General features: G+C 64.4%; 6 protein-coding genes and 1 tRNA gene. All 7 read left to right on the forward strand.

What is annotated here, in order from left to right:
- Positions 1-48 precede the first annotated feature (48 nt).
- Positions 49-9,372 (forward strand): type I polyketide synthase, encoded by a 9,324-nt coding sequence (locus OU26_RS01245; protein ID WP_026647089.1) that lies wholly within the window; start codon positions 49-51, stop codon positions 9,370-9,372.
- A 188-nt stretch (positions 9,373-9,560) separates the two neighbouring features.
- Positions 9,561-10,019 carry a holo-ACP synthase gene (locus tag OU26_RS01250; protein ID WP_026647090.1) on the forward strand — a complete coding sequence of 153 codons (459 nt, stop codon included), beginning with the start codon at positions 9,561-9,563 and terminating at the stop codon, positions 10,017-10,019.
- A gap of 90 nt (positions 10,020-10,109) precedes the next feature.
- Positions 10,110-10,183 (forward strand) — tRNA-Gly (locus OU26_RS01255).
- 157 nt (positions 10,184-10,340) lie between these two features.
- Positions 10,341-11,018 (forward strand): hypothetical protein, encoded by a 678-nt coding sequence (locus tag OU26_RS01260; RefSeq protein ID WP_026647091.1) that lies wholly within the window; start codon positions 10,341-10,343, stop codon positions 11,016-11,018.
- Between the two features lie 168 nt (positions 11,019-11,186).
- Positions 11,187-11,456 (forward strand): 30S ribosomal protein S15, encoded by a 270-nt coding sequence (gene rpsO / locus OU26_RS01265; RefSeq protein ID WP_003807806.1) that lies wholly within the window; start codon positions 11,187-11,189, stop codon positions 11,454-11,456.
- 232 nt (positions 11,457-11,688) lie between these two features.
- Positions 11,689-14,379: a polyribonucleotide nucleotidyltransferase gene (locus OU26_RS01270; protein ID WP_033498804.1), complete on the forward strand. Its 2,691-nt coding sequence runs from the start codon at positions 11,689-11,691 to the stop codon at positions 14,377-14,379.
- A gap of 200 nt (positions 14,380-14,579) precedes the next feature.
- On the forward strand, positions 14,580-15,140 hold the full coding sequence (locus tag OU26_RS01275) for a LemA family protein (RefSeq protein ID WP_011742776.1): 561 nt from the start codon (positions 14,580-14,582) through the stop codon (positions 15,138-15,140).
- The last annotated feature ends 4 nt before the right edge of the window (positions 15,141-15,144 follow it).

Below are 15,144 nucleotides of genomic sequence, written 5' to 3' on the forward strand. Positions count from 1 at the left end.
AAGCGGCCATGCGGTCGCATGAAATTTTTTGAAAAAGTAAGGAAGATTATGAACACCTTTTTTCTTGATCGACTGAACAGCGAGCCCCATGCGCTCGCCTTCGCCGGCCAGTCCACCCCGTGGCCGGTCGCGCTCGCCGACCAGAGCGCCAATCCGACGCTCGACGAGGCGCTGCACAAGCATGCGGCCGCCGCGCAGGCGCTGCTGTATCCGGTGTCCGCCGAACTGCTCGCCACAACCGGACGTCCGGTCGATCTGTTCGGCTTCGAGCCGAATCCGGCCCGTCTCGGCGCGGCCGCCGCCGCTTCCGCCAGTGTTCCCGGCATCGCGCTCACCCAGCTGGGCGCGCTGATCGACGCCGCGTCCCTCGGCTACAATCCCGCCAAGGCCAAGCCGGTCGCGGTGCTCGGCCATTCCCAAGGCGTGCTCGCGGTGCACATGGTGCAGGCCATTCGTGAGGCTGGCTCCATCGAAGCGGCCGCCGCGCCCATCGATGAGATCCTTGCCATCGCGACGCTGATCGGCGTGGCCGGCACCCGTCAGGCCCGCCAGCTCGGCCTGGCCGCCCGTCATGGGGACGCGACCCCGATGCTGTCCGTCAAGGACATCACGCGTGCGCAGGTGGATGCGCTGATCGAACGCGTGGACGGTGCCCGTGGCCCGATCGCCGTGGCCGTCACCAATTCCGCCACCCACTACGTGCTGTCCGGCTACCCGGAGGATCTGGCCGCATTTGGTGTGGAAGTGGCCAAGGAACACAAGCATCAGGCCAAGCTGCGTGAGGAGAAGGTGCGTGGCGGCCGTGTGTTCGACCCGGTGCTCGAATACCTTGACGTGACCCTGCCGTTCCACAGCCCGCTGATGGCCGATGCCGTCTCCCAGGCCGTCGCATGGGCCGAGGCCTGCGGCATCAACGCCGACCATGCCCGTGAGCTCGCCGCCGAAGTGCTGCTCAACCATGTGGATTGGGCCGCCCGCGTGCGCGCCCTGATGAAGTCCACCGATCCGAGCGCCCTGTGGGTGCTGGACTTCGGTCCGGGCAACACCGTCGGCAAACTGTTCTCCACCGTGGCGCAGGGCACCGGCGTCGGCGTGGTGGAAGCCTCCACCGTGGCCGATCGCGGCGCGCTCTCCACGCTTGAGACCCTGCCGGAACGCACCCAGAACTGGACGCGTTTCGCGCCGAGCATCATCCACACGTCCGCCGGAGACAAGGTGCGCACCGCGTTCACCGAACTTACCGGCAAGGCTCCGGTGCTGCTGGCCGGCATGACCCCGACCACCGTGGAGCCGGAGATCGTGGCGGCTGCCGCCAACGCCGGCTACTGGGCCGAGCTCGCAGGCGGCGGCCAGGTCACCGCCAGCGTGTTCGACCGTCACGTGGCCAAGCTCGAGGAAGAGCTCGAGGAAGGCCGCACCGTCGAATTCAACGCCATGTTCATGGACCGCTACCTGTGGAACCTGCAGTTCGGCTCCCAGCGCATCGTGCCGAAGAAGCGCGCCAGCGGCACGCCGATCGACGGCGTCGTCGTCTCCGCCGGCATTCCGGAATTCGACGAGGCCGTGGAACTCATCCACAACCTCAACGCCGACGGCTTCCCGTACGTGAGCTTCAAGCCGGGCACCGTCGACCAGATCCGCCAGGTGGTGCGCATCGCCAAGGCCGTCGCGCCAACCAAGGTGCTGATCGAGGTCGAAGGCGGTTCCGCAGGCGGCCACCACTCCTGGGAATCGCTTGACGATCTGCTGCTGAGCACCTACGCCGAAGTGCGTGAACAGGCCAACCTCGTGCTCGTGGTCGGCGGCGGCATCGGCACGCCGGAACGTGGCGCCGATTACATCACCGGCGAATGGGCCGCCGAATACGGCCGTCCGCTCATGCCGGTGGACGGCGTGCTCGTCGGCACCGCCGTCATGACCGCCAAGGAAGCGCACACCAACCCTGAAGTCAAGCAGATGCTCGTCAGCACTCCTGGCATTCCGGCCAAGGGCGACGACAATGATCCGTTCGCCCCGCTGGGCGAGCAGTGGGTTCCGTCCGGACAGGCCAAGGGCGGCGTCACCTCCGGTCTGAGCCACCTGCATGCCGACATCTACGAGCTGGAGAACTCGTCCGCCCGCTGCGGTCGTCTGTTGGTGCGCGTCATGAAGCACCCGGAAGAGCTGGAAAGCCGTCGCAACGAGATCATCGAGGCGTTGAACGCCACTGCCAAGCCGTACTTCGGCGATCTGAAGACCATGACCTACCTTGAGTGGGCCCAGCGTTTCGCCGACCTCTCCTTCCCGTGGGTGGACGAAACCTACGCCGATCGCTTCCTGCATCTGCTGCAGCGTATCGAAGCTCGCGTCACCACGCAGGAAAGCGGCGAATTCGCATCGCTGTTCGCTTCCCGCGCCGACGTGGAGGCCGATCCGAACGCCGCGATCGCCAAGCTGGCCGAAGCCTATCCGCAGGCCGGAGAGCTGACCGTCACCCCGATGGACGAGGCGTGGTTCCCGGTGCTCGTGCGCGAGTATCCAAAGCCGATGCCGTTCGTGCCGGTCATCGACAACGACCTGCTGCGTTGGTGGGGCCAGGACCAGCTGTGGCAGTCCGAGGACTCCCGCTATTCCGCCGATTCCGTGCGCATCATCCCCGGCCCGATCTCCGTGGCCGGCATCACCACCGTGGATGAGCCGGTGGCCGACATCCTCGGCCGCTTCGAATCCGCCATGGTCAAGCGCGTGGCCGACGAATCGGCAAGCGCCGACAAGACCGCCTTCGCCCAGTTGGGCGCGGCCGTCTCCGCCGAGGAATTCATCCGCAAGTCCCCGAACATCTCTTGGGTCGGCCACCTCATGGCCAACCCGGCGTACGGCACCGCCACCGGCGACGAACACTACGAGATCCGCAAGGTCGGCACCAAGGGCAGCGTCGAGCAGTACGATCTCGATATCCATCTGGACACTTACTGGGACAACGATCCGGACGGCGGCGCCTCCAAGCACGCCGTACGCGACATCGTCATTCCGCTGAACGTCGACGGCAACGAATCCGGCCTGTTCCCGGTCGTGGACCGCGACCGTCTGCCGGAGCACGTCTACCGCATGCTCGCCGACACCGCGGGCATCGGCAACACCGCCATCACCGGCGACAAGCTCACCGCCATGCCGCAGATCGAGGAAGTGTCCGACAAGACCGCCTTCCCGTTCGGCCAGGCGCACACCGGCTACACGCTGTCCGCCAACCTCGGTTTCGACCATGAGGCCGCCACCGGCGGCGCGCTGCCGAGCGACCTCGTGCCGTCCCGCATCGCCCCGGACGCGCTCGTCGGACCGGCTTGGCCCGCCATCTACGCGGCCCTCGGCTCCGTGTACGTCAACGGCTTCCCGGTCATCGAAGGCCTGCTCAACGCCGTGCATCTCGACCACCTCATCGAACTCGAGGTGAGCGAGGACGAGCTGCTGAGGCACACCGGCGAGCGCATCGAGCTCACCAGCTGGGCCGACGACTACTTCGAATCCGCTTCCGGCCGTGTGGTGACCATCCACGTCACGCACACCGCTCAGGACGGTACGCTGCTTGCCAACGAAACCGAGCGTTTCGCCATCCGCGGCCGCGCGTACTCCGACGCGCTGCCGCCGGAAGCGCCCGACTATGGTGGAATCGAAGCCGAAATCGAAAGTACTCCGCGCCGTCTGCTGCGTCGTGTGAAGGTCGTCGCTCCGCACGAGATGACTGCCTTCGCCCGTACTTCCGGCGATTTCAACCCGATTCACACCTCCCATCGCGGTGCCGCCGTCTCCGGTCTCGCCGCGCCGCTCGTGCACGGCATGTGGCTGTCCGCCACCGCCCAGTACGCGGTGCAGGCGCTCGACGAGAAGGGCGCGCATTACGAGATCGCAGGCTGGACGTACAACATGTACGGCATGGTGCAGCTCGACGACGAGGTGGAGATCTCCATCGAACGCGTCGGCCGTGTGGCCCACGCCGGCATGGTGCTGGAAGTGACCAGCCGCATCGACGGCAATATCGTGTCCCGTGGCACCGCCATCGTGCGTGCGCCGAAGTCCGCCTTCGTCTACCCGGGCCAGGGCATCCAGAAGCAGGGCATGGTGCTCGACGAGCGTGCCAAATCCCCGGCCTCACGCGAGGTGTGGGAGCGCGCCGACAAGGTGACCCGCGAGAAGCTCGGCTTCTCCATCCTCGCCGTCGTGCGTGATAATCCGAAGGAACTGACCGCCAACGGCGTGACCTACCGTCATCCGGAAGGCCTGCTCAACCTGACCCAGTTCACGCAGGTGGCGCTCGCCACCGTGGCGTTCGCCCAGACCGCTCGTCTGCGCGAAGCCGGCGCCGACATCTGGCCCGCCTACTTCGCGGGCCACTCGCTGGGCGAATACAATGCGCTGAGCTCCTTCGCAGGCGTGATTCCGCTGGAAACCGTGCTGGAGCTCGTGTTCCACCGTGGCTCCACCATGCACCACCTCATTCCGCGTGACGAGAAGGGCCGTTCCAACTACCGTATGGGCGCGCTGCGTCCGAACCAGTTCGGTGTGGGCGACGACGGCGTGCGCGAATACGTCGAATCCGTTTCGAAGGCTTCCGGCGAGTTCCTGGAGATCGTCAATTACAACCTTGCCGGACAGCAGTACGCCGTGGCCGGCACCATCGCCGGTCTGAAGGCGCTGAAGGCCGATTCCGCCCGTCGTGTGGCGGAATACGGCGGCAAGCCGGCGTTCATGCTGGTGCCGGGCATCGATGTGCCGTTCCATTCCACGCTGCTCAGGAAGGGCGTGCCGGAGTTCCGCGACAAGCTTGACGCGCTGCTGCCGCAGTACATCGACTACCGTGGCCGTCTGGTCGGACGCTACATTCCGAACCTGGTCGCCGTGCCGTTCGAAATGACCAAGGAATTCGCAGCCAAGATTCTTGAAGTGGTGCCTTCCGAGCGCATCAAGGCCGCGTTGGACGATCCGAAGGTGTGGGACTCCTACGCCGAGGACGACCAGAAGCTCGGCCGACTGCTGCTCACCGAACTGCTGAGCTGGCAGTTCGCCTCCCCAGTGCGTTGGATCGAAACCCAGGCGCTGCTGTTCGGTTCCGCCGAACAGGGCGGCCTCGGCGTTGAGGAATACGTGGAGGTCGGTCTCGGCAATGCGCCGACGCTGGCCAACCTCGGTGCTAAGACCCTGCGCCTGCCGCAGTTCGCCGGCCGCGATGTGACCGTGTACAACGTCGGCCGCGACGAGGGCCGCGTGTACATGACCGATTCCGATTCGCTGGTTCCGGAAGCCGACGATGAGCCAGTCGAGCAGAGTGCCCCGACCGCCGCTGCCGCTCCGGTGGCACAGGCCGCAGCTCCGGCCACGACCGCCCAGGCTCCGGCTGCCTTGGCCGTTCCCGAGGCTCCGGCAGGCGCGCCGTCCGGTGCTGCCGTCGCGGACATCCCGTTCAAGGCGTCCGACGCCATCGCCATGCTGCTGGCCTACTCCGCCAAGGTGCGCCCCGACCAGATCGGCGATTCCGACACCACCGACACCCTCACCAACGGCGTCTCCTCTCGCCGTAACCAGCTGCTCATGGACATCAGCTCCGAGCTGGGTGTGGCCTCCGTCGACGGTGCCGCCGAAGCGACCGTGAGCGCGCTGAGCGCCCTGGTGAACAAGGTCGCCCCGAACTACAAGGCCTTCGGTCCGGTGCTTTCCGACATCGTGCGCGATCGCGTGCGTGGCCTGTTCGGTGCCGCCGGTGTGAAGCTGGGACAGATCACCAAGCGTGTGACCGACATCTGGCAGCTCGGCGAAGGCTGGGCCTCCCACGTGGTCGCGGCCCTGGTGCTTGAAACCCGTGACGGCTCCAGCTCCCGTGGCGGTGACCTTGCGTCGCTGCCCACCGACGCCGCTTCCAACGCCGCTGCAGCGAATGCGCTGATCGATGCGGCCGTGCAGAAGGTCGCCTCCGATAAGGGCGTGGCCGTGGCCATGCCGAGCGCCGGTGGTGCCGCCGGCGGCGCAGTGGTCGATTCCGCCGCGCTCGACGCCTTCGCGGCCAAGGTCACCGGTGCCGATGGTGTGCTCGCCTCCACCGCGAAGTTCGTGCTGAACCAGCTCGGCGTCGCCGCTCCGGCGCCCGAGGACGGCGCCGATGAGAATGCCGCCGTGGTCGCCGCCGTCGAAGCCGAGCTTGGCTCCGACTGGCCGAAGCAGGTCGAGCCGCGCTTCGACGCCCGCAAGGCCATCCTGTTCGACGATCGCTGGGCCTCCGCCCGCGAGGATCTTGCCCGCGCCTACTACGATGGCAACGCGTCCGTGCTCTCCGGCAGCTTCGTCGGACTGGGCAAGGCGGTCGCCGGCGAAGCCAAGTGGTACGCCGACAAGACCGATGATGCCGAACTGAAGGCCGCCTACCAGCGTGTGGCCGCCGAAGCTCTGGAACCCGCTTCCGAAGACGCCGCGAGCAGCCGTTTCGCAGGCGATGTGGCCGTGGTGACGGGCGTGGCCCCGAACTCCATCGCCGCGCAGGTGGTCAATGGCCTGCTTGCCGGCGGCGCGACCGTGGTCGCCACCTCGCACAGCTTCAAGCCGAGCGTGAAGGCATGGGCCAAGCAGACCTACCGCGAGCACGCGGCGGGCGACGCCAAGCTGTGGCTTGTGCCGGCGAACCTCTCCAGCTACCGCGATGTGGACGCATTGGTGGACTGGGTTGGCAACGTGCAGAAGAAGACCTCCGGCGCGACCACCACGATCCTGAAGCCCGCCTACGAGCCGAGCCTGTTCTTCCCGTTCGCGGCCCCGCCGGTGCACGGCACCTTGGCCGATTCGGGCGAACTGTTCGAATCCCAGGCGCGACTCATGCTGTGGGGCGTCGAACGTGCGATCACCGGTCTGGCGAAGATCGGTGCCGACACGGACGTCCAGCACAAGCTGCACGTAATCCTGCCGGGCTCCCCGAACCGCGGCATCTTCGGCGGCGACGGTGCCTACGGCGAGGTGAAGAGCTCCTTCGACGCGATCGTCAACCGCGCCCGCGTCGAAAAGGTGTGGTCCAGCCGCGTGACCTTTGCCCATCCGAAGATCGGCTGGGTGCGTGGCACCGGCCTGATGGGCGGCAACGACCCGCTGGTCGAGGTCGTGGAGCGTCACGGTCTGAAGACCTACTCCACCGCTGAAATCGCGGTGAAGCTGCTGGATCTGGCCACCCGCGAATCCCGCGAGGCCGCCGTGAAGGCTCCACTCGACGTGGATCTGACCGGCGGACTGGGTTCCGAACCGATCGACATCAAGGCGCTGCGTGCCGAAGCCATGGCCGACGCCGAGAAGGCCGCCGCGGCGGCCGCCGACCAGACCGAGGAAGCCGATGCGAAGCAGACCGGTGCGCTCATCAAGGCGCTGCCGAGCCCGCATGTCCCGCAGCAGGCTCCGGTCGACCTGTCCGATTGGAAGAACGTCACCGCACGCCCGGAGGACGAGATCGTGATCGTCTCCGTCGGCGAGCTGGGCCCGTGGGGCTCCGGTCGTACCCGTTTCGAGGCCGAGCTCGGCATCCATTCCGACGGCGAGGTCGACCTGTCCGCCGGCGCCGTGCTCGAACTGGCTTGGAACATGGGTCTGCTCACGTGGAACGACAGCCCGAAGCCGGGCTGGTACGACACCGATGGCAACCTGGTACCCGAAGAGGACATCGCGGAACGCTACCACGACGAGGTCGTGGCACGTTCCGGCGTACGTCCGTTCGACGAGGGCATGGGCAACGACTACAAGGACGGTGCCGACGAGGAGGAGGCGGAAGTCTTCCTGGATCACGACGTGACCTTCTCCGTGCCGACCCGCGAGATCGCCGAGGAGTACGTCAAGCTTGACGAGGCCCACACCACCATCGCCGCGGACAGCGAGTCCGGCGAATGGAACGTGACCCGTCACGCCGGCTCCATGATCCGCGTGCCGCGCCGTGCCGCCATGACCCGTACCGTCGGCGGCCAGTTCCCGAAGGGCTTCGATCCGGTCAAGTGGGGCATTCCGGCCTCCATGGTCGGCGACGTCGACAAGATCGCACTGTGGAACATCGTGACCACGGTGGACGCCTATCTGTCCGCGGGCTTCACTCCGGTGGAGATCCTGCAGGCGGTGCACCCGTCCATGGTCGCTTCCACCCAGGGCACCGGTTTCGGCGGCATGTCCTCCATGCGCAAGCTGTACCTTGACCGCTTCCTCAACCACGAGATCCCGACCGACATCCTGCAGGAGGCCCTGCCGAACGTCGTCGCGGCGCACGTGATGCAGTCCTACATCGGCGGTTACGGCAACATGATCCAGCCGGTCTCCGCCTGCGCCACCGCGGCCGTCTCCCTTGAAGAGGGCGCCGACAAGATCGCACTGGGCAAGGCCGACTTCGTGGTCACCGGCGCAATCGACGACATTGGCGTGGAATCCGTGATCGGCTTCGGCAACATGAACGCCACCGCCAACTCCGAGGAGATGTATGCCAAGGGCATCGACGCGCGCTTCTTCTCCCGTGCCAACGATCGTCGCCGCGGCGGCTTCGTGGAATCCCAGGGTGGTGGCACCATCCTGCTGACGCGTGGTGACATCGCGCTGAAGCTCGGCCTGCCGGTCGCCGGCGTGGTCGGATTCGTCCACTCCTATGCGGACGGCGCGCACACCTCCATCCCGGCTCCGGGACTGGGTGCGCTTGCAGCGGGCATGGGCGGCAAGGACTCCAAGCTCGTGCACGACCTCGCCAAGCTCGGTGTCACGCCGGACGACATCGCCGTGGTCTCCAAGCACGACACGTCCACCAACGCCAACGATCCGAACGAATCCGAACTGCACAACACGCTGGCCCACGCCATCGGCCGCACCGACGGCAACCCGCTGTTCGTGATCTCCCAGAAGACGCTCACCGGCCATGCCAAGGGCGGTGCCTGCATCTTCCAGGTCAACGGCCTGACCCAGCTGTTCAAGTCCGGTGTGATTCCGGCGAACGCGGCCCTCGACTGCGTGGATCCGAAGCTTGCGCGCGACGACCATATGGTCTGGCTGCGCAAGCCGCTGCATGTCGGCTCCGTCAAGGCGGGTCTGGCCACGTCGCTCGGCTTCGGCCATGTCTCCGGCTTCGCCGCGATCGTGAACCCGGGTGCGTTTGAGGCTTCCGTGGCCAACAGCGCAGGCACCGAGGCGCTGAACGAATGGCGTGAACGCGCCAATGCTCGCCTAGCCGCCGGTCAGCGTCGTCTTGAAGAGGGCATGATGGGCCGTGCCGCTTTGTACGAGCCGATCGACAACCGTCGTTTCCATGAGGACAAGCGCGGCTACGACTCGCACGAGGTGGAGAAGGCCATGCTGCTCGATCCGAACGCGCGACTCGGCGCTTCCGGCTATTTCGAGGCCTGATCGACATCGCATTGGAATCTGCCCGCATCATCCGTTCGTACCGTGATGTGGACGGATTCCAATGAATCTTTCAGAGAGGGACGGTACCTTATTGCGCGGGGTGCTGCCCCTCTCCTTCATATGGACTGCCGTATGGGCGGGTAGGGCGTTGGGGACGATCCCATGTGGCTTTTTGGAAAGGCGGGGAAATGCTGGGTTTGGGGCATGACGTGGTGGATGTGCCATCGTTCGCCGAACAGTTGAACGAGCCTGGGTCACGTATGCGTGGCCTGTTCTCCATGCGCGAGATATGGCAGACCGCACAGCGCGCGCAGATCAAACATGATGAGGAGGCCGTGCATCTGGCGGCCCGTTGGGCGGGCAAGGAGGCGTTTCTGAAGGCGTGGTGCGCCGCGATTTCTCGGCATGCCGGGAACAACGGCACGGTTGAATATCCGTACACGCTGGACGATTTCCCGTGGGTGCGCATCGAGATCCTCGACGATTCCCACGGCGTGCCCCATGTCGTGCTGTCGCCCGAAGTGCAACGCAGGATGCTGCAATCGCTTGGACTGCATTCGGACGAACGTCACCCGGCATGCGACATCTGCATCTCCCTGAGCCATGATGGGTCCATCGCGTCCGCGGTGGTGACGCTCGAATTCTGAAAGCGCGCGTCGGCCACTTGCAAAAGTTGAGGGAGTGTGTATAATAACTCGAGTCGTTTCGTGTCGGTGCAGATCGACGCAGAACGGTACGCGGATGTAGCTCAATGGTAGAGCCTCAGTCTTCCAAACTGATTACGCGGGTTCGATTCCCGTCATCCGCTCCAGAACATCGTCAGAGAAGAAGCAAGGCGTGCTGCAAGGCACGCCTTTCGCATATGGGCATGCGATTGCCGGGCGCTGGATATGCCGTATGCGCCGTGACGAGCGGCGTGGCGGCCGTGGCACGACGATTGTGGCGGGAAAGCGATATACGGAGCGAATATGGGGCAGAAGGCAGACAACAAGGCAACGGAAGTCGTGGGCGGCGTGGTCGAAACCGTCGACGTCTCCAAACATCCGACGGCATCCATCGAACAGTCCGACCTGTCCTTGGCCGACATCGAACGCCGCAAATCGCATCCGGTTCGTTGGATGCTGTTCATCGTGTTGGTTTTGATTGCGATGATTGCGCCGTATTGGCTGGGACGCGTCGTCGCGGTCAAGGACGCCACGTGGATGGTGGAGCATCTCGGCTTCCTTGATCCGAAGGGTGTGGCGCTGATTTCCTGGACGGTCACCGTCGCGGCGCTTACCGGACTTGGGCTGATGGTCGCCGACACGAAGAAATGGCTGTGGGGCTGCGTTTTCGTGATCGGGCTCGCCGCTGAGCAGTTCATCGCCGGCGTGTGCCTGTTGAGCTTCAACTTCTGGAACGCCACCTACGTGATGTACGGCGGAGCGGCGGGGTTGGCGAACGCGGCCAACCTCGGCATCCTTGCGGCTGGCTTCGGCGTCGCCGTCTACGCGGTGCTGTGGGTGGGCATGCTGGTGTGCATCAAGAAGGAATCCAAACTCAACGTGCTCACGCGCAGCTGGGCGTCGTTCCTGCTGTTCTTCGTTATCGAAGTGGTCGCGCTCGCCGTTGCGATGTCAGGCGGCATACTGGCGTCCATGTCGTGACGCGTCGCGTTGCCGACCGGCGTTTGGCCGATGCGCGTCCGCATGCGTCCGCCCTGCGGTTTTGGTCCGCCCGTCGTGTAAGATGTTCCCTTGGCGTGTTTCGCCCGCGGAAAGAGAGCGCGTTGGCATTGGGCCGGCAGCACCGCGCAGCAATACAAGGAGGATGCCGTGGCACTTACGGCTGAGGAAAAGCAGGAAATCATCAAGACCTACGCAACCCACGAGGGTGACACCGGCTCCCCGGAGGTCCAGGTCGCACTGCTCACCAAGCGCATCGCTGATCTGACCGAGCACCTCAAGGAGCACAAGCACGATCACCACTCCCGTCGTGGTCTGCTGCTGATGGTCGGCGACCGTCGTCGTATGCTTGATTACCTCAAGCGCGTCGACATCAACCGTTACCGCTCCCTGATCGAGCGTCTGGGTCTGCGCCGATAACATTCTTCCGCCCGAGCGTCACTATGGCGCCCGGGCGTTTTTGCATGACAGCCGAGTTCGAGGAACAGACAGTTTGAAAGCCCGAAGGTTTGGGGCGTACGAGGTCTAGAATCTAGAGATGAGGAAGCGGCGGAGGTAACGCCGCGTCACGCATGTAGGAATCGGTTGGAGTCCGCTGAAGAGGACTGCCGATAGTAGGTATCAAGAAAAAGAAAAACAAAGGAGGAACCCTATGGAGGGTCCCGAAATCAAGGCTGTTGAAGCCGTAATCGATAATGGTTCGTTTGGCAAGCGCACGCTGCGCTTCGAGACCGGTCGTCTCGCCCAGCAGGCGGATGGTGCCGTCGCCGCCTATCTTGACGATGATTCGATGATTCTGTCGACCACCACCGCCGGCTCCAGCCCGAAGGAGAACTACGACTTCTTCCCGCTGACCGTGGACGTCGAAGAGAAGATGTACGCCGCCGGCAAGATCCCGGGCTCGTTCTTCCGTCGTGAAGGCCGCCCGAGCTCCGAAGCCATCCTGGCCTGCCGCATCATCGATCGTCCGCTGCGTCCGCTGTTCCCGCACACTCTGCGCAACGAAGTGCAGGTTGTCGAAACCGTGCTCGCCGTTAATCCGGATGATGCTTACGACGTCGTCGCGCTGAACGCGGCCTCCGCTTCCACCATGATCTCCGGTCTGCCGTTCGAAGGCCCAGTCTCCGGTGTTCGTCTGGCTTTGATCGATGGCCAGTGGGTCGCCTTCCCGCGCTGGAGCGAGCGTGAGCGCGCTGTGTTCGAAATCGTGGTCGCCGGCCGCGTCGTGGAGAACGGCGACGTCGCCATCGCCATGATTGAAGCCGGTGCCGGCAAGAACGCATGGCACCTCATCTACGACGAAGGCCAGACCAAGCCGGACGAGGAAGTCGTTGCCGGTGGTCTTGAAGCCGCCAAACCGTTCATCAAGGTGATTTGCGAAGCCCAAGCCGAGCTGAAGAAGATCGCCGCGAAGGAAACCAAGGAATTCCAACTCTTCCCGGAGTACACCGAGGATCTGTACAACCGCATCGACGAGATCGCGCACGCCGACCTCGACGAAGCGCTGTCCATCGCCGAGAAGCTGCCGCGTCAGGATCGCATCCACGAAATCAAGGAAGGCGTGAAGGCCACTCTCGCGGAAGAGTTCACCGACATGGACGATGCCGAGAAGGACAAGGAAATCGGCAACGCCTTCAAGGAACTGCAGCGTCAGATCGTCCGCCGCCGCATCCTGACCCAGGATTACCGCATCGACGGCCGTGGCCTGCGCGATATCCGTACGCTGTCCGCCGAAGTGGACATCGTGCCGCGCGTGCATGGTTCCGCGCTGTTCCAGCGCGGCGAGACCCAGATTCTGGGCGTCACCACGCTGAATATGCTCAAGATGGAGCAGCAGATCGACGCGCTGTCCGGTCCGCAGTCCAAGCGCTACATGCACAACTATGAGATGCCGCCGTACTCCACCGGTGAGACCGGCCGCGTCGGTTCCCCGAAGCGCCGCGAGATCGGCCACGGCGCCCTCGCCGAGAAGGCCCTCGTGCCGGTGCTGCCGAGCCGCGAGGAGTTCCCGTACGCCATCCGTCAGGTGTCCGAGGCCATTGGCTCCAATGGTTCCACCTCCATGGGTTCCGTGTGCGCCTCCACGCTGTCCCTGCTCGCCGCAGGCGTACCGCTGAAGGCTCCGGTCGCCGGCATCGCCATGGGCCTTGTGTCCGGTGACGTCGATGGACAGCACATCTACAAGACGCTGACCGATATCCTTGGCGCCGAAGACGCCTTCGGCGACATGGACTTCAAGGTGGCTGGCACCTCCGAATTCATCACCGCCCTGCAGCTCGACACCAAGCTCGACGGCATTCCGGCCGACATCTTGGCGTCCGCTCTGCAGCAGGCCAAGGAAGCCCGCTCCACCATCCTCGAGGTCATCAACGAGTGCATCGACGGTCCGGCCGAGATGAGCCCGTATGCGCAGCGCATCATCACCACCAGCGTTCCGGTGGAGAAGATCGGCGAGGTCATCGGCCCGAAGGGCAAGATGATCAACCAGATCCAGGAGGAGACCGGCGCCGAGATCGCCATCGAGGATGACGGCACCGTGTTCATCTCCTCCGAAGGCGGCGAAGGCGCTGAGAAGGCCAAGCAGATCATCGACCAGATCGCCAACCCGCATGTGCCGGAAGCCGGCGAAACCTACAACGGCAAGGTCGTGAAGACCACGTCGTTTGGCGCGTTCGTGAACCTGACCCCGGGCACTGACGGCCTGCTGCACATCTCCCAGATTCGCAACCTGGCCAACGGCGAGCGTATCGACGCCGTCGAGGACGTGCTCAAGGAAGGCGACACCGTCGAGGTGGTCGTGCAGGGCGTCGACGATCGTGGCAAGATCTCGCTGGCTATTCCGGGCTTCGAGGATCAGGAATCCTCAGCTCCGCGCCGCGACCGTGGCGATCGCGATGACCGTCGTGGCGGCCGTGGACGTCGTGACGACCGTCGTCGTTCCGATGACCGTGATGACCGCGATTATGATGATCGTCCGCGTCGTCGTCGTTCCGATCGCGACGATGACCGCGACTACGATCGTGATGATCGTCCGCGTCGTCGTCGTTCCGATCGTGATGATCGTGACCGCGATTATGACCGTGATGATCGTCGTCGTTCCGATCGTGATGACCGCGATTATGATGATCGTCCGCGTCGTCGTCGTTCCGATCGTGATGATCGTGATCGTGACTATGATCGCGATGACCGTCGTTCCGACCGTCGTCGTGGTGGCCGTCGCGACGACCGCAACCCGCGTTACGCCGCCGACGAGAACTATGACGAGTACCGCGCCGATCGCGAGGAGCGCTCCGAGCGTCCGCGTCGCCGCGTGCGCCGCGACTTTGATCCGTTCGAAGACTGATGACACCTTCGCGCGGATTTCCCGCAGCATAAGATGATTATCTGAAAGGCCCGCCCCCCGTGGGGCGGGCCTTTCTGCATTCCGACACACTTGGCAAAACATGATGTCAATCGTTTTACGGGTGTATGCGCGCCGTGGAATGGTGCAGTCCTCATGAGAACATGATGGCAATAGAAACAACGAAGCAGAGAGGAAATACGATGATCGTAGCCATTATTATCGTCGTCATCATCGTTCTTGTGCTGTTGTGGGCAATGTCCGCCTACAACGGGCTGGTCACGCTGCGTAACCGGGTGAAGAACGGCTGGGCGCAGATTGACGTGCAGCTCAAGCAGCGTGCCGACCTCATTCCGAATCTGGTGGAAACTGTCAAAGGCTATGCTGCCCATGAATCCAACGTGTTCACGCAGGTGACGCAGGCTCGTGCCGGCGTCATCCAGGCTGCGCAAAGCGGTGATGTGCAGCAGCGCATCCAGGCCGAGAACCAGCTGAGCCGTGCGCTGGTGAACCTCCAGGCCACCGCCGAGGCATATCCGCAGCTGCAGGCCAACCAGAACTTCATGGATCTGCAGGGGCAGCTCAAGGGGCTCGAGGAGAAAATCGCCTACGCCCGCCAGTTCTATAACGATGTGGTGCAGAAGTACAACACCAAGATCGAGGTCGTGCCGACCAACATCATCGCCGGACTGTTCCACTTCGAGCAGGCGGCGTACTTCCAGGTTGACGAAGCGGACCGTCAGGCTCCGCAAGTCAAGTTCTGAACGT

It is taken from the genome of Bifidobacterium ruminantium DSM 6489 (genome assembly GCF_000770925.1).
GTDB lineage: Bacteria > Actinomycetota > Actinomycetes > Actinomycetales > Bifidobacteriaceae > Bifidobacterium > Bifidobacterium ruminantium.